A 20946-nucleotide genomic window follows, 5' to 3' on the forward strand; every position below is an offset into this window, starting at 1 on the left:
TCCCGAACGTGTCCGCAACCCCAACGCCGCACAGATCTGCCTGATGGATGACTCCGGCTCGAAGCAGGAACGGGAAAAACACCTCGCCAAACGCTTCTTCATCCAGCTGCACCTCTTTCTGGAACGCCGTTACGAAAGCACCGAGATCGTGTTCATTCGCCATACCCACCATGCGCAGGAAGTTGACGAAGAGACGTTCTTTTATGCGCAGGAAACCGGCGGAACCGTTGTCAGTACCGCGCTTGAGAAGATGCAGGAAATCATCCTGGCGCGGTATCCGACCGACGAATGGAACATCTATGCGGCGCAGGCTTCGGACGGAGAGAATTTCAGCAATGACTCCGACAAATGCGAGGCCCTGCTGCGCGCCACTCTTCTGCCGATCTGTCAGTACTTCGCCTATGTCGAGATTGTCGATGTCGGCGACAACGACCTGCTGCAGTCCGAAGAGAAGGGGGCCGACCTCTGGCAGACCTACCGCCGGGTGAAGGAGGATTGGCCGAATTTCGAACTGCAGCGTGTGGCAGAACCGTCCCAGATCTACCCGGTGTTCCGGGCGCTCTTCGCGGCCGGGAGGACGGGGGCAAGCACATGACCGAAAACGTCACCCCGATCTTCGAAGGCCACGAATGGAGCTTCGAGCTTCTGCAGAAAGCCTATGACAGCATCGAAGAGATCGCGATTGGCGAGCTCGGTCTGGACGTCTACCCCAACCAGATCGAGATCATCTCTTCCGAACAGATGCTGGATGCCTATTCCTGTGTCGGGCTTCCGCTGATGTACCAACACTGGTCCTTCGGCAAGCATTTCGTGCGGGACGAGGCCTACTATCGCAAGGGGCTGGCCGGGCTTGCCTATGAGATCGTCATCAATTCCAACCCCTGCATCAGCTACAACATGGAGGAAAACTCCATGGCGCTGCAGACCCTCGTCATGGCCCATGCGGCATTTGGGCATAACCATTTCTTCAAGAACAACTACCTGTTCCGGGAATGGACGGATGCCGACAGCATTCACGACTACCTTGCCTTCGCGAAAAACTTCGTGGCGAATTGCGAGGAGCGTTATGGCGTGGATCAGGTCGAGGACATTCTGGATGCGGCGCATGCGCTCAGGGATCAGGGGGTCTTCCGGTATCGCCGCCCCCCGCGACCGACCGCCAGGGAACTGGAAGCAATTCATCGCCAGCGCGACCAGCACGCCGCGCAACAGAGCGTGCTGGACCTCTGGACAGACAGCACTCTTGGATCGGGAAAAACCGGGCAGGCGCAGGATTCCCACAGGGGCCTTCGACAACCGGACCTGAACCTTCCGCAAGAGAACGTCCTGTATTTTCTCGAAAAGCACAGCCCCAACCTGGAGCCCTGGCAGAGCGAAATCGTTCGCATTGTGCGCTATCTGGCCCAGTACCTTTATCCGCAGAAGCAGACCAAGGTCATGAACGAGGGCTGCGCGACCTTCGTCCATTACTACATCGTCAACCGGCTGCTGGAAAAAGGGCTGATCACGCAGGGCGCCTTCATGGAGATGATGCACAGCCATACCAGTGTGATCAAGCAGCCGGACTTCGACGATCCGATGTTCCCGGGCCTCAACCCCTACGCGCTTGGCTTCGCGATGATGCAGGATATCCGCAGAATCTGTGAAAACCCGACCAAGGAGGACCTGGACTGGTTCCCGGATTTCGCCGGCAATGACGATTGGAAATCCGTCCTGCGCGAGGCATGGGCCAACTATCGCGATGAATCCTTCATCCTCCAGTTCCTGTCGCCCGCGCTGATCCGGAAACTGAAGCTCTTTGTCATCACGGATGACGCGGACAAATCCGACCTCGTTGTCAGCCAGATTCACAATCAGCAAGGCTATCGTGAAATCCGCAGGACTCTGGCCCGATCCTATGATCTTGCCTATCTCGTGCCGGACATCCAGGTCAGCGATGTTGATCTGAAGGGCGATCGCGAGCTGAAGCTTTGCCATTCGGTTCTGGACAATATCATGTTGGAGGAAAAAAGCCGCGACGACGTTTTAAGATATACCAAACGACTTTGGGGCTATGACGTCAGCCTCTGCGGACGTGACCGGGACAGTGAGGCCACGATCTATCGTGCGTCTACCAGGGATTAGCCCGGGTCATCGAGGCGAACAGGCCGCAATCCCGCCATGAATTCTGCATCGGGGCAATCCAGCATGATTGCCTGACGCAACAGCCCGGTTGGGCGTCGGCGACCCTGGCAGGAGCGGCGTCGTCAATCGCGAAAGGGCCGCTCGAAACGAGCGGCCCCGGCTATAGACCTGACGAAGGCTTATTTCAGCGCGGCGTCGGTGATTTCCATCGTATAGGCCCCCTCAGGCGCCTTGGTGATGACCGGGTCCGAACCACCTGCCATCAGCGTGGCCACGGTGCGCTCGTAATCGGCCACGTCCAGCGCGCCGTTCGAACCGGCGGTCAGCTTGGCGATCTCGCCCATCATGCGGACCTGGTGGTCTTCGGTCTGGGCGCCGGTCTCGTCATACTCCAGCACGATCATGGCCGCGTCCGAGGGGTTCGCTTCGGCCCATTTCCAACCTTTCATCGAAGCGCGCACGAAACGCACCATGCGGTCCTTGAAAGCTTCGTCGCCCAGGTTCTCTTCGAGCACATAAAGACCATCCTCCAGCGTCGCGACGCCCTGGTCCTCATATTTGAACGTCACCAGCTCGTCGGCCGACAGGCCCGCGTCGATGATCTGCCAGTATTCGTTGTAGGTCATGGTTGAAACGCAGTCGGCCTGACCCTGCAGGATCGGGTCGACGTTGAAGCCCTGTTTCAGAACCGTCACGCCATCGCCGCCCTCGGTGCCGATGCCCAGCGAACCCATCCAGCTGAGGAACGGGTATTCATTGCCGAAGAACCACACGCCCAGGGTCTTGCCCGGGAAGTCGGCCGGCGCGGCGATGCCGGTATCCTTGCGGCAGGTCAGCATCATGCCCGAGCTCTTGAACGGCTGGGCGATGTTCACCACCGGCGCGCCCTGTTCGCGCGCGGCCAGAGCCGAGGGCATCCAGTCGATCATCACGTCGGCGCCACCGCCCATCAACACCTGCACCGGCGCCACGTCGGGGCCGCCCGGCTTGATGGTGACGTTCAGCCCCTCTTCTTCGTAGAAACCGTTTTCCAGCGCGACGTAATAGCCCGCGAATTGCGCCTGAGTCACCCATTTCAGCTGCAGCGTGACATCTTCTGCCGCCATGGCGGTTCCGGCTGTCATCACCAGCCCGGCCAGCGCGCCTTTCATCAATTTCATCATGTTTCAGTCTCCCAGTTGGTTGTGTGAAGCTGTTTTTCAGCTCCTTTGTGAGGGGTGCCAGAATGTGACCCCCTTTTCGATCATGGCCACGATGCCATAAAACGCCGATCCGGCCAAAGCCGCGACGGTGATTTCCGCCCAGACCATATCAAGACCCAGCCGTCCGACCTCGGTCGAAATGCGAAAACCCATGCCCTTGATCGGGCTGCCGAAGAATTCGGCGACAATTGCGCCGATCAGCGCAAGTGTTGTCGCGATTTTCAGCCCGTTGAAGATGGCGGGCATTGCGGCGGGCAGGCGCAGCTTGACCAGCGCCTGAGCGTAACTGGCCGAATAGGTGTGCATCAGGTCGCGCTGCATGGTCGTGGTGTCGGCCAGGCCCTGCACGGTGTTCACCAGCATCGGGAAAAAGACCATGACCACGACCACGGCGGATTTCGACTGCCAGTCGAAACCGAACCACATGACCAGGATGGGTGCGGTGCCGATGATCGGCAGGGCGGCGACGAAGTTTCCCACCGGCAGCAACCCACGTTGCAGGAAGGGCGAGCGGTCGATCAGCACTGCGGTGACGAAGGCCGCGCCGCAACCGATGATGTAGCCGCTCAAAGCGCCCTTCACGAAGGTCTGCACGAAATCCTCCCAAAGGATGTCGGTGGCCGACACAAGCTTGACCCAGATCGCGCTGGGCGGTGGAAGGATCACGCCGGGCACGTTCAGGCCCCGCACAAGGGCCTCCCAGACGACGATGACCGTAACGCCGAAGATCACCGGCACCAACAGCCCGGCCGCGCGGGTCTGCGCATGCGGACCCCTGGCGATCCAGGCGTTCAGGAACCAGGTGGCCAGCCAGAAGGCCACGGCAAAGACAACCCAACCCATCACGCGGCCCCCATTCGTTTGAGCATGCGCCGTTCGATCAGGCTGATGATGCCCACCAGGGTCGCCGCAAGGATCGCGGCGGCAAAGAGCGCGGACCAGATCTGGATCGTCTGACCGTAATAGCTGCCGGTCAGCATGCGCGCGCCCAGGCCACGGATGGCGCCGGTTGGCAGTTCGCCCACGATGGCCCCGACCAACGATGCGGCCATGCCGATCTTCAGCGAGGTGAACAGATAAGGCATCGAAGACGGCAGACGCAGTTTCCAGAAGGTCTCGGACCCGCTGGCATTGTAGGTCCTGAGCAGGTCGAGCTGCATGTGGTCCGGACTGCGCAGCCCCTTCACCATGCCCACGACCACGGGGAAGAAGCTCAGATAGGCCGAGATGATCGCCTTGGGTATCAGACCCTGCACCCCGATCGAGTTCAGGACCACGATGATCATCGGTGCAATCGCCAGGATCGGGATGGTCTGGCTGGCAATCGCCCAGGGCATGACGCTCATGTCCATCGCCTTGTTGTGCACGATGCCCACGGCCAGAAGGATGCCCGCGCTGGTGCCGATCACGAAACCGGCCAGCGTGGCGGACAGGGTGATCCAGCCGTGAAAGATCAGGCTGCGTTTCGAAAAGGGTTTGCCCTTGATCACCATGCCACCGGTGGATTTCCAAAGCTCGGCCACCACCTGGTGCGGCGCGGGCAGGCGGGGGCGGTCCTGGCTCCAGGTGTCGGAGATCAGCGCACCGGTGCTCAAAGAGATCCCGGCCCGTTCCGCCTGATCCAAGGCCCATTTCTTGTTCATACCCACGGCAGCGGCGTACCAGACCACCATGATGGCCACCACGACTGTCAGGATCGGAAGCAGCTTGTTCATTCGTTCCCCCCTGCGCGCAGGCCAAAGCGATTCACCGCATCAGGATGCTTGTTCAGCCAGCGCCAGTCCATCGGCGCCACCAGCGCCATGATCACGGGCAGGGCGAAGGTCAGCACGGTGATGACCGCGCCGAAGCTCGACCCGTCCGTGACGAACCGGTTCAGGATCACCACACACCCCAGCCACAGGACCGCGACGTAGCCCATGCGGAACAGAAATGCCGAGCGCACGCGCTTGATCTGTTCCGGGGTCAGGCCGTTTTGCGCATCAGTCATAGGCATGCCCCGCACGCAGACCCTCGCGCACCCTATGGGCGACCTCCAAAAACTCCGGTGTGTCGCGAATATCCAGCGGGCGTTCCCTGGGCAGAGGGCTTTCGATCACGTCGGTAATGCGGCCCGGACGGGGGCTCATCACCACGATCTTGGTCGACAGATACACCGCCTCGGGGATCGAGTGGGTGACGAAGCCGATGGTCTTTTCCGTGCGCGCCCAGAGTTCCAGGAGCTGTTCGTTCAAGTGATCGCGCACGATCTCGTCCAGTGCGCCGAAAGGTTCGTCCATCAGCAGGATTTCCGCATCAAATGCCAGCGCGCGCGCTATTGACGCCCGCTGCTGCATCCCGCCTGACAGCTGCCAGGGGAATTTCTTCTCGAACCCGGCCAGATCGACCAGCTCCAGCACCTTGGCGATCTTGGCATCCTGTTCGGACTTGGCATAGCCCATGATTTCCAGCGGCAGCTTGATATTGCCGCCGATGGTGCGCCACGGGTACAGCCCTGCCGCCTGGAACACATAACCATAGGCCCGATTCTGGCGCGCCTCGTCGGGCGACATGCCGTTCACGGTGATGGTGCCGCCGGTTGGATGCTCCAATCCCGCCACCACCCGCAGAAAGGTGGTCTTGCCACAGCCCGACGGGCCGATGAAGCTGACGAAATCGCCCTTGTTGACGTTCAGATCCACGCCCTTGAGCGCATGGATCGGGCCATCGTTTGTCTGGAAGGTCAGGTCGAGGTCTTTCGCCTCGATCACGGGTCTTTCTGTCACGTCAAACTCCGGTATCAGGAATGCCCGAGCGCTCGATCGGCCGGGGTGCGGTCAGGTCTTTCCACTGGCTCAGGGCGCGGTTCACGGTGGCGTTGGGCTCGCGCCCGACGAACTTGCCGTGACCTTCCCGGGTGTTGATCTCGCCATCCATCACCGCAACCTGCCCGCGGGTCAAGGTATAGCGCGGCAGGCCCTTCACATGCTTGCCTTCGAAGACGTTGTAGTCGATCGCCGATTGCTGGGTGTCCGCGCCGATGGTCTTTTCCTTCTCCGGATCCCAGACCACCAGGTCAGCATCCGCGCCGACCAGCACCGCGCCCTTCTGCGGATAGCAGTTCAGGATCTTGGCGATATTGGTCGAGGTGACGGCGACGAACTCGTTCATGGTCAGGCGCCCGGTGTTCACCCCATGGGTCCAGAGCATCGGCATCCGGTCCTCCAGCCCGCCGGTGCCGTTCGGGATCTTGGTGAAGTCGCCCACACCGTAACGTTTCTGTTCGGTGGTAAAGGCGCAATGGTCCGTCGCAACCACGCTCAGCGACCCGCTCTGAAGGCCCGCCCAGAGGCTGTCCTGATGCTGCTTGTTACGGAAAGGCGGTGACATCACCCGGCGCGCGGCGTGGTCCCAATCCTGGTTGAAATATTCGCTCTCATCCAGGGTCAGGTGCTGGATCAGGGGCTCGCCCCAGACCCGCTTGCCCTGCATCCGCGCGCGGCGAATGGCTTCGTGGCTTTCCTCACAAGACGTATGCACCACATACAAAGGCGCGCCCGCCATGTCGGCGATCATGATCGCGCGGTTGGTGGCCTCGCCCTCGACTTGTGGCGGGCGGGAATAGGCATGCGCCTCGGGGCCGGTGTTGCCGGCGGCCAGCAGGCGGGCCGACAGCTCCGCCACCACGTCGCCGTTTTCCGCATGAACCAAGGGCGTCGCGCCCAGATCGGCGCAGCGGGTAAAACTGTGGAACAGCTCGTCATCATTCACCATCAAGGCGCCCTTGTAGGCGAGGAAATGCTTGAATGTGTTGATCCCGCGTTCCTTGACGACGGTCTCCATGTCGTTCCAGATCTGCTCGCCCCACCAGGTGATCGCCATGTGGAACGAGTAATCGCAGTTTGCGCGGGTCGACTTGTTGTCCCAACGCTTCAGCGCGTCCAACAGGCTCTCACCCTGGTTGGGCAAGGCAAAATCGACCACCATCGTGGTTCCGCCCGCCAACCCCGCCCGCGTTCCGCTTTCGAAGTCATCTGAGGAATACGTGCCCATGAAGGGCATCTCCAGATGCGTATGCGGGTCGATCCCGCCGGGCATCACGTAACAGCCGGTCGCATCCAGCGCCTTGTCGCCGGACAGGCCCTGCCCGATCTCGATGATCTTTCCGCCGTCAATCAGCACATCGGCCTTGTAGGTCAGGTCGGCGGTGACGATGGTGCCGTTCTTGATGACTGTGGTCATTGGTCTTTCTCCCTGTCTCGGCCAGGCCGCTCTTTCGTCTTTCCATAAATATCCCGGGGGTCCGGGGGCAGAGCCCCCGGTCCTGGCCTATTTGACAATCCCCGCCGTTTCGACCACGGCATGCATCAACACATCCGCACCGGCGGTGGCCCATTCTTTGCTGATCTCCTCGGCCTCGTTGTGGCTGAGCCCATCCACACAGGGGCACATGACCATGGCGGTCGGATAGATCTCGTTGATCCAGCAGGCGTCATGGCCAGCGCCGGAGACGATATCCATGTGGCTGTAGCCCAGCCGCTCCGCCGCGTCGCGCACGGCTTTCACGCAGCCTTCGTCAAATGCGGGCGGATCAAACGTGCCGACCATTTCCCAGCTCATTTCCACGCCGATATCCGCGCAGAGCTTCGACGCGCGCTCGTCAAACTCGGCGATCATCGCGTCAATCACCTCTTGCAGGTGCGAGCGGAAATCGACGGTGCAGACCACCTTGCCGGGGATGATGTTGCGGCTGTTCGGATAGACGTCGATATGGCCAATGGCGCCCACCGCGTTGGGCTGGTGCTTCATCGCGATCTCATGCACCAGCTCGGTGATCAGCGCCAGACCGCGGCCTGCGTTGATGCGCATGTGCATCGGGGTGGACCCCGTGTGGCTCTCCTTGCCGGTGATGGTCACTTCCAGCCAGTTCAGCCCCTGGCCATGGGTGACGACGCCGATGTCCTTGCCCTCGGCCTCCAGGATCGGCCCCTGTTCGATGTGCAGTTCGAACATCGCATGCATCTTGCGCGCGCCGACCGCTTCGCTGCCGACCCAGCCAATACGCTTCAGCTCGTCACCGAACTTCTTGCCCTCGGCATCCACGCGGTCATAGGCCCAGTCCTGTGTGTGCTTGCCGGCAAACACGCCCGAGGCCAGCATGGCGGGGGCAAAGCGCGTACCTTCCTCGTTGGTCCAGTTGGTCACGACAATGGGGTGCCTGGTCTTGACCCCAAGGTCGTTCAGCGTGCGGATGATCTCCAGCCCGCCCAGCACGCCCAGCACGCCGTCATACTTGCCGCCGGTCGGCTGGGTGTCGAGATGCGAGCCGACATAGACCGGCAGGGCCTCCGGGTCTTCACCCGCGCGGGTGGCGAACATGTTGCCCATGGTATCGACGCCCATGGTCAAGCCGGCCTCCTCGCACCATTTCTGGAACAGCGCGCGGCCTTCGGCGTCCTCGTCCGTCAGGGTCTGGCGGTTGTTGCCACCGGCAATGCCCGGCCCGATCCTGGCCATTTCCATCAGCGACTCCCACAGGCGGTCGCCGTTTGTCTTCATGTTCTCACCGGGTGCGGCCATGGATTGCTCTCCTGTCAGAAATTCGGGGGAAAGCCGCCGGAAAGGGCAGCCTGCCGTGATTTTCAGCAAAACAGAGAGCGCCACGTGCCCCAGGGGGGCGGCATGCCGGACGGGCCGGGGTGTCTGTGGGGCGGATCTTCATCGCCCTGGCTCCCTGTTGATGCGCTCTTTGCCCTTGTTTTTAGCGGGTCTGGCGCGTGTTCTTCCTTTGACCATCTGGTCAACCCCGACGCTAGCACAGCGTCGGGGATCGTCAAACGTTTACTGACCGCGCACGATGCACATATTCGGGTCGGCCGACGGGTTGTTGGGATGCTGCAGCCAGGTGCGTTTGTCATCCACCGCTGGCACCACCATGCCGGTACGCTCGTCCACCTCACCGGGCGCGAGCGTGCGCATGGTGATACAGCCTTCGACCGGGCAGACATTGACACAGAGGTTGCAGGCGACGCATTCATCGTCCTTCACCGTAAAGATCCGGTCCTCCGACATCTCGATCGCCTGGTGGCTGGTGTCCTCGCAGGCGGCATAACAGCGGCCACATTTGATGCAGTCGTCCTGGTTGATCTCGGCCTTTGTGATGTGGTCGAGGTTCAGGTGCTGCCAATCGGTGACTTTCGGCGTGGCGAGACCAACGAAATCGGCCGTCGATGCATGGCCCTTTTCGTCCATCCATTGTGACAGGCCCGAGATCATCTCCTGCACCACCTTGAACCCATAGGTCATCGCCGCGGTACAGACCTGCACGTTCGAGGCGCCCAGAGCCATGAACTCGGCCGCATCGCGCCAGGTGGTGACGCCACCGATACCGGAGATCGGAATACCGGCGGTTTTCTCGTTCCGGGCAATCTCGGCCACCATGTTCATGGCGATGGGTTTCACCGCCGGGCCGCAGTATCCGCCATGGGTGCCCATGCCGTCGATCATCGGCTCGGGGCTCATCATGTCCAGGTTCACCGAGGTGATCGAGTTGATCGTGTTGATCAGGCTCACCGCATCGGCCCCGCCCGCCTTGGCGGCCTGCGCCGGGCCAAGGATATTGGTGATGTTCGGCGTCAGCTTGACGATACAGGGCAGGTGCGAGTGTTTCTTCACCCACTCCGTCACCATCTGAATGTACTCCGGCACCTGGCCCACGGCCGATCCCATGCCGCGTTCGGCCATGCCATGGGGGCAGCCGAAGTTCAGCTCGACCCCATCCGCGCCGGTCAGTTCGACTTCACGCAGGATCTTGCGCCAGGGTTCTTCCTCGCAGGGCACCATGAGCGATACAATCACCGCGCGGTCCGGGTAGTCCTTCTTGACCCGGGTGATTTCTTCCAGGTTCACCTCCAGCGGGCGATCCGTGATCAGCTCGATATTGTTCAATCCCAACAGGCGCCGGTCGGCGCCGTGGATCGCGCCATAGCGAGGTCCGTTCACGTTCACGACCGGCGGCCCGGCTTCGCCCAGGGTTTTCCAGACCACACCGCCCCAGCCGGCCTCGAAGGCGCGGCGGACGTTGTATTCCTTGTCGGTGGGCGGCGCGGAGGCCAGCCAGAACGGGTTCGGGCTTTCGATGCCCAGGAAGGTGGAATGCAGGTCAGCCATGTCTCAGCCCCCCATCAGAGTTGCGTGAATGTCTTCGGCGGCGTCGCGGCCTTCGGCCACGGCGGTCACGGTCAGGTCGTCGCCGCCCGAGGCGCAGTCGCCCCCGGCCCAGACACCCGAACGCGAGGTTCGGCCGGTCTCGCCAACCTTGATCTTGCCTCCGTCGATCTCCAGCCCGTTGGCATCGCCAAGGGTCTGGCCGATTGCTTTCAGCACCTGGTCGGCCCTCAGACGGAAGCTTTCGCCGGTCTCTTCCAGCCCGTTCGCGCCGTCTGTCGTATATGCAAATTCGATCTCGGCCACGGCGCCGTTGCCGTGGATCGCCGTGGGCGCAGCATGGGTAATGATGCGCACGCCTTTGGAGGACGCGAGATCCTGTTCGAACTCGCTTGCCCCCATGCGGTCACGGCCCCGGCGATAGACCAGGGACACGTCCTCGGCCCCCAGAAGCTTTGCCTGTACGGCGGCGTCCACAGCCGTCATGCCGCCGCCGATGACGACGACATGACGACCCACAGGGAGGCTGCTCAAATCCTCTGCCTGACGCAGGTCCGAGATGAACTCGACCGCATCCAGCACATTGTCCTTGTCCTCGCCATCACAGCGCAGGGCGTTCACACCGGCCAGACCAACGCCCAGAAACACCGCGTCGTAGCGGGTCTGCAGCTCGTCCAGCTGCAAGCCGTTGCCCAGCGCCTGACCGAGCTTGACCTCGATGCCGCCGATGGACAGCAGCCAGTCGACCTCGCGTGCGGCGAAATTGTCGACGCTCTTGTAGCTGGCGATGCCGAATTCATTCAGCCCGCCCGCCTTGGCGCGCGCGTCATAAAGCACCACGTCGTGGCCATGCATCGCCAGACGGTGCGCCGCGGAAAGCCCCGCGGGCCCGGCACCCACCACGGCGACCGTTTTGCCGGTCGCATCGGCGCGGGCGAAAGGATGGGCCTCCATCACGGTGTCGGTCGCATAGCGCTGCAGGCGGCCGATCTCGACCGGGTTGCCCTCGGCGGTTTCGCGCACGCAGACCTCTTCGCAGAGCGTTTCGGTCGGGCAGACACGGGCGCACATGCCGCCCAGGATGTTCTGTTCCAGAATGGTAAGCGCAGCGGCTTTCGGCGTACCGGTCGCGATCTGCCGGATGAACAGCGGAATGTCGATCGTTGTCGGGCAGGCCTCCATGCAGGGCGCGTCGTGGCAGAAATAGCATCGATCGGCGGCAACGAGGGCCTCGTGATCATCAAGCCGGGGGTGAAGGTCGCTGAAATTGTCCTGGTATGCCTCTTCGGGCAGTCGGTTCGGAACAATCCCTGGCGTCTGCTGGGAATTGGACAAGGGAACCTCCCTTTCTCTCTGTTGGATCCGTGGTTGTTTTCTTTCAGCGTGGCACAGGTCTGGAATTTTATCAAATGGTAAAATTTATGCAGATTGGAAAAAGGACAAACCGCTGAAAAGAGACAATAAGATCGCAATGACATGAATTGCAGCCCTGTTTCGGCGGTGCAGAAAAGGTTTATTGCCCCGGTTTTTCAGGCCCCGGACCCTACGAATGGAGGCCATCAGCGCCCGGGCCGCTTTACGCGCGTCGCACCGGGGGAAGCTCACCCGGAGTGGCCCACCGGTTCATCCGATGGCGTTAGCGTCGAGGCAGGCAAACCCCGGGCTGCCCGAATTTGGCCATCCAAAGTTCCAGTTTTCCTAAATATCGTCATTATCTTGCCTCCAATGCTGGATACTCCGGGGTCCGTGATAGAAACGGCGACAAGGAGTTAGGCATATGATGCTCGGTATCGCAAAAGGGATTCTGCTGGTTTTCTCGGCGGCCATGATTGGGAAAGTGTTGATGAAACGCTACCCGGACTCAGGGTTCAACATCTTCAACAAAAAGGCCGACGAGGGCTGACCATCGCGCGGCCCCGAAAGTGTCAACCGCCTTGGCGCGTTGCCTGCGGGTCCGTTCCGACGCGGGTTGGAAAACCGAGCGGTGTGGCCCAGCAGATGATCTTCGTTCCGGGCGGGGGCACCTCTGAGGCCCCCGCCCAGTTTTTCTGGTGGCAGAACAGGTGCCTCAGTCCCTTGCAGCCTCTCCGGCGGGATCGACATCTTCCAGCATGCGCAATTCTCGCTGCGGGAAGGGGATCGAGATGCCGTGCTTCTGGAACGCGTCCCAGAGCGCCAGGTAGACATTGCCGCGAATATTGGTGAGCCCACCGGTGGGGTCGTCGATCCAGAAGCGCAGGATGTAATCCACCGAACTGTCCCCAAAGCCGACGATGTGACAGACCGGTGGGCGGAAACTCAGAACCCGGTCCACCGACGAGGCCGCCGCTATGGCGATCTTGCGCACCTGGTGCGGGTCGTCATGATACGCGGTGCCGAAAAAGATATCGAGACGCACGAAGGCGTTGGTGTGTGACCAGTTCACCACCTGGCCGGTGATCAGGTCCTCGTTCGGGATCAGGTACTCGCGCCCGTCCCTCGTTACCACCGACACATAGCGCGCACCCAGGGACTGGATCCAGCCGAAGGTCTCTCCCAGGGAAATCACGTCACCCGGCTTGATCGACTTGTCCAGGAGGATAATGACCCCCGACACAAGGTTCGACACGACCTTCTGCAAACCGAAACCAAGGCCCACACCGATTGCACCGGACAGGACCGCAAGGCCGGTCAGGTCGGCGCCGATCGCTTTCAACCCGATGAAGAAGGCTGCGCCATACAGAAGCACCTGGGCAAACTTGATCACCAGCACCTGCATCGAAGGCGAGATGTCCTCGTTCTTCTCGATCCTGAGCGAGGTGGTTCTGGAGATGAACCGCGCACCGGTGAACAGCACCGCCGTGATCACCAGGGCGCGCAGGACGTCCAGCGTGGACACTCGCATGTCACCGACCTCGAGCGCCAGATTGTCCATCACCTGCCCGGCCGTTTGGGTCAGCCCGAGGTAGTAGAGCGTGACATAGATCCACATCCCCCACATCACGAGGCGGCGCAGGAACCTGTTCTGCACGAACCAGGCGGCAACCCCGACAAGCAGCCAGGCGGTGGCCAGTGTCGCTGCCAGCCCGATCAGATAGGAGCGGGACGGCCAGGTCATTTCGCGCATCACGGCGACCGTCACCCAGGCCAGGGCCACGAACAGGATCAGCGGAATCCGTTTGCGAATGTGGATGGCAAGGCGCAGACGCCATTTCGGCCAGCCCTCGCGGGTGCGCAACCAGGCCTCGACACGTGGGCGGACATACCAGTTGCCGAGGTAGGACAGCGCGACCAGCGCCACGATGATCCCCAGTTGATAGAGCCGCCAGGGCACAAGCAGGGTCTGCCCGAAGGCGATCAGGTCGAACAAGAGCCCCTCGATCTGCTCGCTCAGCGTCGGAATTGTGTCGACCGGCGGGGTATCCTGCTCCATCTGCTCTCCTTTTGTCCCATGATGCACCGCGCGCCGATGGGCGTCCACCCTTGCGACCAAGGCGCGAAAGGGGTATCTGGAGCCCATGACTCGGATTATCGACATGGACGACCGCGCGCGCCTGCCCTGGCGCTTTCATGGCGCGACGCTGACGATCCTCGCCCTGCAATGAGCGGCGCGGCCCTGCCCGCGATCCTGAGACCACGCCAAATTTCCAAGCCAAACTACGGGAGCACTCCGTATGTCTGCCAAGACACTCTATGACAAGATCTGGGACGCCCATATCGCCCACGAAGCCGAAGACGGCACCTGCCTGCTGTATATCGACCGCCACCTGGTCCACGAAGTGACCAGCCCGCAGGCCTTTGAAGGCCTGCGCATGGCGGGCCGCAAGGTGCACGCGCCGGACAAGACCATTGCCGTGCCGGACCACAACGTGCCGACCACCGAGGGCCGCGAAGACCCGGCGCAGATGACCGAGGAAAGCCGCATCCAGGTGGGAGCGCTGGACAAGAACGCCAAGGAATTTGGTGTGCATTATTACCCCGTGTCGGACATCCGTCAGGGCATCGTTCACATCGTCGGTCCCGAAAACGGCTGGACCCTGCCCGGCATGACCGTGGTCTGCGGTGACAGCCACACCGCGACCCATGGTGCGTTCGGCGCGTTGGCCCACGGCATCGGCACCTCCGAGGTGGAACATGTGCTGGCCACCCAGACCCTGATCCAGCAGAAGTCCAAGAACATGAAGGTCGAGATCACCGGCAAGCTGAAGCCGGGTGTGACCGCGAAGGACATAACGCTCGCCGTGATCGGTGAAACCGGCACCGGCGGTGGCACCGGCTATGTCATCGAATATTGTGGTGAAGCGATCCGCGACCTGTCGATGGAAGGCCGCATGACCGTCTGCAATATGGCGATCGAAGGCGGCGCCCGCGCTGGCCTGATCGCCCCGGACGAGACCACCTTCGACTATGTCAAAGGTCGCCCGCACGCCCCGAAAGGCGCGCAATGGGATGCTGCTCTGGCCTGGTGGAAGACGCTCTACACCGACGAAGGCGCGCATTTCGACAAGGTTGTCACGCTGCGTGGCGAAGACATCCAGCCTGTCGTCACCTGGGGCACCTCGCCCGAGGACGTGCTGCCGATTACCGGCACCGTGCCCTCGCCCGAGGATTTCGAAGGCGGCAAGGTCGAAGCGGCTGCCCGTTCGATCGAATACATGGGCCTGACCCCCGGCCAGAAACTGACCGATATCGAGATCGACACCGTTTTCATCGGCTCCTGCACCAACGGCCGCATCGAAGACCTGCGCGCCGTGGCCGAGATCGTGAAGGGCAAGAAGATCAAGGACGGCATGCGCGCGATGATCGTGCCGGGTTCGGGCCTTGTGCGCGCACAAGCCGAAGAAGAAGGCCTGGCCGAGATCTTCGAGGCCGCCGGTTTCGAATGGCGCCTTGCGGGCTGCTCCATGTGTCTGGCGATGAACCCCGACCAGCTGTCCGAACACGAGCGCTGCGCCTCGACTTCGAACCGCAACTTCGAGGGGCGCCAGGGCTACAAGGGCCGCACCCACCTGGTGAGCCCGGCAATGGCCGCCGCCGCCGCCCTGACCGGTCGCCTGACCGATGTCCGTGACCTGATCTGAGGAACCCGCGAAATGGAAAAGTTCGAAAAACTGCACGGTATCGCGGCCCCCATGCCGCTGGTGAACATCGACACCGACATGATCATCCCCAAGGTGTTCCTGAAGTCGATCCAACGCACCGGATTCGGCGCGAACCTGTTTGACGAGATGCGCTTCAACCGCGACGGCAGCGAAATCCCCGATTTCGTGCTGAACAAGCCGCAGTACCGCAAGGCCGAGATCCTGGTGGCCGGTGACAACTTCGGCTGCGGCTCGTCGCGCGAACATGCCCCCTGGGCGATTGCCGATTTCGGTATCAAATGCATCATCTCGACCTCGTTCGCCGACATCTTCTTCAACAACAGCTTCAAGAACGGCATCCTGCCGATCGTGCTGCCGCAGGAGCAGGTGGACATCCTGATGGCCGACGCCGAGAAGGGTGAAAACGCCCGCATGACCGTCGACCTGGAAGCCCAGGAGATCACCACCTCGGACGGGCAGGTCATTCCCTTCGACGTGGATGCGTTCAAGAAGCACTGCCTGCTGAACGGGCTGGATGACATCGGGTTGACGATGGAAAAGAAAGCCTCGATCGACGCCTTTGAAGCGCAGGCCGCACAGGCACGCCCCTGGGTGTAACTGCATTGGGTCTTGTGTCCGATTTGGCCGCAGCTACAAGATTTTGGGCCGCCCCACAGGGCGGCCTTTTTTCTGCCGCCTTCATGATGCAGGAAAGCACCAGTTCCCCCACGATCCCGCCAAAATGGTTTCCGAAGCTTAAACAGGAACTTGCGGTGGGTGATGAATGTGGGCAAGAATGTGGCAAAGATGAGGCAGGCCGTCACAATTGGCGGCATCAACACGGAACAAGGGTTCGGCAGCGTATCGCGCCCGTCCAGGTTGAGGAAAGTAGAGCAGTGATCTCACAACTGACAGGCGCTTTCGTGCGCGCATTTCTGATGGTGATTCTCGTCGCCACCCCGTCGCTTCTGGTGCCGGGAACCAGCTCGGATACAGCGCAGATCACCGCATTGGTTGCGATTTTCGCGGCCGCTCTGACGCTGTTCGAATACGCATCGACCTATCCCGGCCTGGTGGAGTTCCGCGACGCCCCCCCCTTCAACCGCATCCGCTTCCTCAGCCTCTTCACCACTGTATTCCTGCTGTCGGTAATCGCGCGCGGCGAGGTGTTCCCATCCACCGCCACCCAGTTCATCGAGGCCATCGGCCAGCTGATCGGACGCGCCCTGGACTTCCCTTATTCACCGGTGCGCCTGCTGGTGCTGATGCTTCCCCCAGATGCCCAGACCGCCGAAGTTGAAACTCTGCGGACCGCCGCCGGAATCAGCTACCTGATCTCGCTTCTGGCGCTGGCCATATTCATCGCCGTGTTGCGCGTCTTGGGCTGGCCTTCGAAATTCGGAGCGTTCAACGTGTGGGTTAACCTGCCCACCTTCGATCCGACCGCCGGCGGTGACGTGGTCAATCGCCTGGAGCGGGATGCCCGGATCAATATTGGCCTGGGTATCCTTCTTCCCTTCCTTACCCCCGCCATCGTCAAGGCGGCCGGATCGCTGTTCGGCTCGGTTTCGATGACAAATTCACAAACCCTGATCTGGACGGTGACAGCATGGGCTTTCCTTCCCGCCAGCCTGTTCATGCGCGGCATCGCCATGGGGCGCATCGCCAGGATGATCAGCGTCGAACGCAAGCGCAACTCCGCCGCAGCCAAAGACGGAAGCTTGGTACACGCCTGATCCTGGCAATCGGGATCGCCACCGGTCTGATCACCTCCCTTCCGGCCCGGGCGGAACCGATCCGAATTGCCACTTTCGACACCGAACTGGGCCGCAAGGGGCCGGGTTTGCTGCTGCGTGACATCCTGCGCAAGGACGAGGACGTGGCCGGGGCCGTCGCCACCCTGGTAGAGGTCCGCCCGGACGTGGTGCACCTGATGGGGCTTGATTACGATCTTGAAGGACACGCGCTGTCCGCGCTGCAGGACGCGCTGGCAGAGGCCGGGCTGGACTACCCGCACAGCTTTTCCGCGCGGCCCAACAGCGGATTGCCATCCGGGTTGGATATGGATGGCGACGGATCGCTGGGCGAGGCACGCGATGCCCAGGGCTATGGCCGCTTCACCGGCGACAGCGGCATGGCGATCCTGTCCCGCTTTCCGATCGGCGAGGTCCGTGATTTTTCTTCTTTTCTCTGGGCCGACCTGCCCGGTGCCATCCCGCCGCTGGTCGATGGCCAGCCCTTCCCGTCGACCGAGGCATTCGCCGCTCAACGCCTGTCCTCGGTCGGGCATTGGGATGTCGAAGTGCTGACCCCGAACGGCCCCCTGCGCCTCCTGGCCTTCGCCGCCGGCACCCCGCTTTATGACGGGGACGAGGACCGCAACGGGCGCCGCAATCACGACGAGATCGCCCTCTGGGCGCGCTATCTGGACGGAGATCTGCCCTGGCCCGCACCTGCGCCTCCCGTGGTGGTTCTGGGCCGTGCCAATGTCGACCCGTTCGACGGCGCCGGGCGGCGGGAGGGCATCCGTGCCTTGCTGGACCATCCCCGCCTGCAGGATCCGGAACCGCGCAGCGCCCCGGCCGAGGCACAGGCCACACCCGGCCACCGGGGCAACCCTGCGCTGGACACCGCCAATTTCGACGAGCCGCGCCCCGGCAACCTGCGGCTGGACTATGTGCTGCCCGATGCGCGCCTCGCCGTGACCGATTCCGGGGTTTTCTGGCCACCGGACGACAGGAAACGCCACCACTTGGTCTGGGTCGACCTCACCCTGCCTTGACCCAGCGCCACGGGGGCTTTACCCAACGCCGGAAGGTTTTTTCAGCGAAGGAACGCCCCCATGACGAACCCCTCCCTCCTTATCCTGGCCGGTGACGGCATCGGCCCCGAGGTCATGGCCGAAGTGCGCAAGATCATCGACTGGTACGGTGACAAGCGCGACGTGAAATTCGACGTGTCCGAGGGGCTGGTCGGCGGTGCCTCCTATGACGCGCACGGCACCCCCCTGACCGACGAGACCATGCAGGCCGCCCAGGACGTGGACGCCGTCCTGCTGGGCGCCGTGGGCGGCCCGAAATACGACAATCTGGACTTTTCGGTAAAGCCGGAACGCGGGCTTCTGCGCCTGCGCAAGGAAATGGACCTGTTTGCCAACCTGCGCCCGGCCCAGTGCTTTGACGCCCTGGCCGATTTCTCGTCACTGAAAAAGGACGTGGTCGCCGGTCTGGACATCATGATCGTGCGTGAGCTGACCTCGGGCATCTATTTCGGCGAGCCGCGCGGCATCATCGAAGAGGGCAACGAACGCGTCGGCATCAACACCCAGCGCTATACCGAATCGGAAATTGCCCGCGTGGCGCGCTCGGCCTTCGAACTGGCCCGCAAGCGTGGCAACAAGGTCTGTTCGATGGAAAAGGCCAACGTGATGGAATCGGGCATCCTGTGGCGTGACGTTGTGACCGAAGTGCACCAGGCCGAATACCAGGACGTGGAACTGAGCCACATGTACGCCGACGCCGGCGCCATGCAGCTGTGCCGCTGGCCCAAGCAGTTTGACGTGATCGTCACCGACAACCTGTTCGGCGACCTCTTGTCGGATGCCGCTGCCATGCTGACCGGATCGCTGGGCATGCTGCCCTCGGCCTCGCTGGGCGCGCCAATGGCCAATGGCCGTCCGAAGGCCCTCTATGAGCCGGTGCATGGCTCCGCCCCGGACATCGCCGGTGAAGGCAAGGCCAACCCCTGCGCCTGCATCCTCAGCTTCGCCATGGCGCTGCGCTACAGCTTCGATCTGGGCGTGGAGGCCGACCGTCTGGAGGCCGCCGTGGAACAGGTGCTGGCCGATGGCGTGCGCACCGCGGACCTCCTGAACGAAGAAGGCGTGGCCCCGGCCTCGACCAGCGACATGGGCGACGCGGTGATCGCCGCACTGGACGCCAGCCTGTAATTCCGCACCGATCTACATCGCGATTCGGATTGGAACCGGCCCCCAGGGGCCGGTTTTTTCTTGCCCGCCGCCGCCCGTGACCGGCAATCCCCCGCAACGGAAAAGAAAACCGGTCATCCGATCAAATGGGGCTTGCCACCACCCCAAATAGAGGCTATCCCGCCCGCCACGGTCGGAGTGTAGCTCAGCCTGGTAGAGCACTGTCTTCGGGAGGCAGGGGTCGGAGGTTCGAATCCTCTCACTCCGACCAATAATATCAGAGAGTTAGCCTTCAATTCTCAGACTTCGATCCTCGTTTTACCCTCTTCACTGACGCCGGCCCCGCTTCCACCAGAAGCAAACCGGGCCGTTCAGTGGTCGCAGCGGGAAATACATAAAATCATAGCCAATCTGTTCAACTCGCATGTAGCGGGCATCAGGTGCGTCCGCATAGGACTGCGCGTACATCCCCTGCCAATCAGGCAGATAGGCGCTGTTGACCAGCAATCCGGGTCCGCTCCCGAATGATCTCCAAATCCGGTATAGCCCTGGCCCGGATTGAGTGAGCCGCATCGGTTCCAACAAGCTTGGTGTCGTCGAACGAACCGATAACCGTTGGCGAAAGCGATATGGCGGAATGGGTGTGGATCAACTGAAGGAACTGACACGCCTGCAAAGGGAAAATGAGCGGCTGAGAAAAGCTGTCTCTGATCTGACGTTGGACAAATTGATCCTAAAGGAGGCTGCCCGGGGAAGCTTCTGAGCCCCCCGCGTCGTCGTGCTTGCACTAGGGTCCGTACTCAATTAGCGGATTCCCCTTTTGGTTTTCATCTGATTCACTCCCGCCAGGAACAGGCGGGAGGGTTTCATGGCAGGTAATTTGTATTGGCTCAGCGATGCCGAATGGGCGGCGATCCGACCGCATCTGCCAACGGGTCGGCGCGGGGCACGACGGGTCGATGACCGTCGGGTGATCTCTGGCATCCTGCATATGCTCAAGACCGGAGCGCGTTGGCGCGATTGTCCGGCGGAATACGGCCCCTGCACAACGATCTACAACCGCTTCAACCGGTGGTCCAAGCAGGGCGTTTGGGGGGATGTTTTCCATGTCTTGTCAGGCTCTTCCGGTGTGATCGGCACGACCAGCGCGGACAGCACATCGGTCAAGGCGCACCGCTCGGCCTCGGGCGGAAAAGGGGGGAGTTCGCCCATGCGATCGGACGCTCACGCGGCGGACGGACGACCAAGATTCATGCCCTGACAGATGAGGCCGGGCGCCCCGTCGCACTCTGCCTGACGCCGGGCCAGGCGCATGACTTGACCGGTGTGGCCGAGCTTCTGACACGCGTCCCCACACCGCACCGCCTGCTGGCAGACCGCGCCTATGACGCGCGACGGCTGCGCGACTGGCTGGCTGAGCGGGGATGCGAGGCCGTCATCCCGCCAAACCCGACGCGAAAACACCCCCATTCCTACGACAAGGCTG

Annotated in this window: 18 protein-coding genes, 1 tRNA gene and 2 pseudogenes; 11 read left to right on the forward strand and 10 right to left on the reverse strand. The window is 62.1% G+C overall.

The window, feature by feature from the left end; translation table 11 throughout:
• Both Q1V43_RS03600 and Q1V43_RS03605 read left to right on the forward strand, forming a co-directional pair.
• Positions 1-595, forward strand: a 595-nt coding sequence (locus Q1V43_RS03600; RefSeq protein WP_300514018.1) for a DUF444 family protein, incomplete at its 5' end; no start/stop codon positions are given.
• Complete coding sequence (locus tag Q1V43_RS03605; RefSeq protein ID WP_300514020.1) at positions 592-2124, forward strand: SpoVR family protein; 1533 nt, start codon at positions 592-594, stop codon at positions 2122-2124. The genes Q1V43_RS03600 and Q1V43_RS03605, both read left to right, overlap by 4 nt.
• Positions 2125-2303: 179 nt before the next feature.
• On the opposite strand, the gene Q1V43_RS03610 is transcribed toward Q1V43_RS03605, so the two are convergent.
• The 9 genes from Q1V43_RS03610 to Q1V43_RS03650 form a co-directional block, all read right to left on the reverse strand.
• Positions 2304-3287 carry an ABC transporter substrate-binding protein gene (locus tag Q1V43_RS03610; RefSeq protein ID WP_300514022.1) on the reverse strand — a complete coding sequence of 328 codons (984 nt, stop codon included), beginning with the start codon at positions 3285-3287 and terminating at the stop codon, positions 2304-2306.
• Positions 3288-3323: 36 nt separating this feature from the next.
• Positions 3324-4169: an ABC transporter permease gene (locus Q1V43_RS03615; RefSeq protein ID WP_300514047.1), complete on the reverse strand. Its 846-nt coding sequence runs from the start codon at positions 4167-4169 to the stop codon at positions 3324-3326.
• On the reverse strand, positions 4169-5041 hold the full coding sequence (locus tag Q1V43_RS03620) for an ABC transporter permease (RefSeq protein ID WP_300514024.1): 873 nt from the start codon (positions 5039-5041) through the stop codon (positions 4169-4171). Before Q1V43_RS03620 ends, Q1V43_RS03615 begins: the two co-directional genes overlap by 1 nt.
• Positions 5038-5316 carry a hypothetical protein gene (locus tag Q1V43_RS03625; protein WP_300514026.1) on the reverse strand — a complete coding sequence of 93 codons (279 nt, stop codon included), beginning with the start codon at positions 5314-5316 and terminating at the stop codon, positions 5038-5040. Before Q1V43_RS03625 ends, Q1V43_RS03620 begins: the two co-directional genes overlap by 4 nt.
• The gene (locus Q1V43_RS03630; protein ID WP_300514049.1) at positions 5309-6076 is read right to left on the reverse strand and encodes an ABC transporter ATP-binding protein; all 768 of its coding nucleotides are present in this window, start codon (positions 6074-6076) and stop codon (positions 5309-5311) included. The genes Q1V43_RS03625 and Q1V43_RS03630 overlap by 8 nt, the downstream gene beginning before the upstream one ends.
• A 16-nt stretch (positions 6077-6092) precedes the next feature.
• Positions 6093-7547 (reverse strand): dihydropyrimidinase, encoded by a 1455-nt coding sequence (hydA, locus tag Q1V43_RS03635; RefSeq protein ID WP_300514028.1) that lies wholly within the window; start codon positions 7545-7547, stop codon positions 6093-6095.
• Between the two features lie 87 nt (positions 7548-7634).
• Positions 7635-8885: a Zn-dependent hydrolase gene (locus Q1V43_RS03640; protein ID WP_300514030.1), complete on the reverse strand. Its 1251-nt coding sequence runs from the start codon at positions 8883-8885 to the stop codon at positions 7635-7637.
• Positions 8886-9146: 261 nt separating this feature from the next.
• Positions 9147-10475 (reverse strand): NAD-dependent dihydropyrimidine dehydrogenase subunit PreA, encoded by a 1329-nt coding sequence (gene preA, locus Q1V43_RS03645; protein ID WP_300514032.1) that lies wholly within the window; start codon positions 10473-10475, stop codon positions 9147-9149.
• 3 nt (positions 10476-10478) lie between these two features.
• Complete coding sequence (locus tag Q1V43_RS03650) at positions 10479-11807, reverse strand: NAD(P)-dependent oxidoreductase (protein ID WP_300514035.1); 1329 nt, start codon at positions 11805-11807, stop codon at positions 10479-10481.
• A gap of 442 nt (positions 11808-12249) precedes the next feature.
• Between Q1V43_RS03650 and Q1V43_RS03655 the strand changes: the two genes are divergently transcribed.
• The gene (locus Q1V43_RS03655; protein WP_300514037.1) at positions 12250-12375 is read left to right on the forward strand and encodes a hypothetical protein; all 126 of its coding nucleotides are present in this window, start codon (positions 12250-12252) and stop codon (positions 12373-12375) included.
• Positions 12376-12540: 165 nt separating this feature from the next.
• Here the strand turns inward: Q1V43_RS03655 and Q1V43_RS03660 are convergent, their stop codons facing one another.
• Positions 12541-13884: a mechanosensitive ion channel domain-containing protein gene (locus Q1V43_RS03660; protein WP_300514039.1), complete on the reverse strand. Its 1344-nt coding sequence runs from the start codon at positions 13882-13884 to the stop codon at positions 12541-12543.
• A 241-nt stretch (positions 13885-14125) separates the two neighbouring features.
• Between Q1V43_RS03660 and leuC the strand changes: the two genes are divergently transcribed.
• From leuC to Q1V43_RS03700, 8 genes and pseudogenes are all read left to right on the forward strand, one after another.
• A complete protein-coding gene (leuC, locus tag Q1V43_RS03665; protein ID WP_300514041.1) occupies positions 14126-15532 on the forward strand; it encodes a 3-isopropylmalate dehydratase large subunit in 1407 nt (468 codons plus the stop codon).
• A 12-nt stretch (positions 15533-15544) separates the two neighbouring features.
• A complete protein-coding gene (leuD, locus tag Q1V43_RS03670) occupies positions 15545-16150 on the forward strand; it encodes a 3-isopropylmalate dehydratase small subunit (RefSeq protein ID WP_300514043.1) in 606 nt (201 codons plus the stop codon).
• 83 nt (positions 16151-16233) lie between these two features.
• On the forward strand, positions 16234-17268 hold the full coding sequence (locus Q1V43_RS03675; RefSeq protein ID WP_366146202.1) for a hypothetical protein: 1035 nt from the start codon (positions 16234-16236) through the stop codon (positions 17266-17268).
• Positions 17269-17297: 29 nt separating this feature from the next.
• Positions 17298-18314, forward strand: coding sequence for an endonuclease/exonuclease/phosphatase family protein (locus Q1V43_RS03680; RefSeq protein WP_300514054.1), 1017 nt, complete (start codon positions 17298-17300; stop codon positions 18312-18314).
• Positions 18315-18374: 60 nt separating this feature from the next.
• A complete protein-coding gene (leuB, locus tag Q1V43_RS03685) occupies positions 18375-19481 on the forward strand; it encodes a 3-isopropylmalate dehydrogenase (protein WP_300514045.1) in 1107 nt (368 codons plus the stop codon).
• Positions 19482-19654: 173 nt separating this feature from the next.
• A tRNA-Pro gene (locus Q1V43_RS03690) sits at positions 19655-19731 on the forward strand.
• Between the two features lie 315 nt (positions 19732-20046).
• Positions 20047-20246: pseudogene (locus tag Q1V43_RS03695) on the forward strand (transposase); the annotation flags it as partial.
• An 82-nt stretch (positions 20247-20328) separates the two neighbouring features.
• A pseudogene (locus Q1V43_RS03700) lies at positions 20329-20946 on the forward strand (IS5 family transposase); the annotation flags it as partial.

Source organism: Aliiroseovarius sp. (assembly GCF_030148435.1).
Classification (GTDB): Bacteria; Pseudomonadota; Alphaproteobacteria; order Rhodobacterales; family Rhodobacteraceae; genus JASBTN01.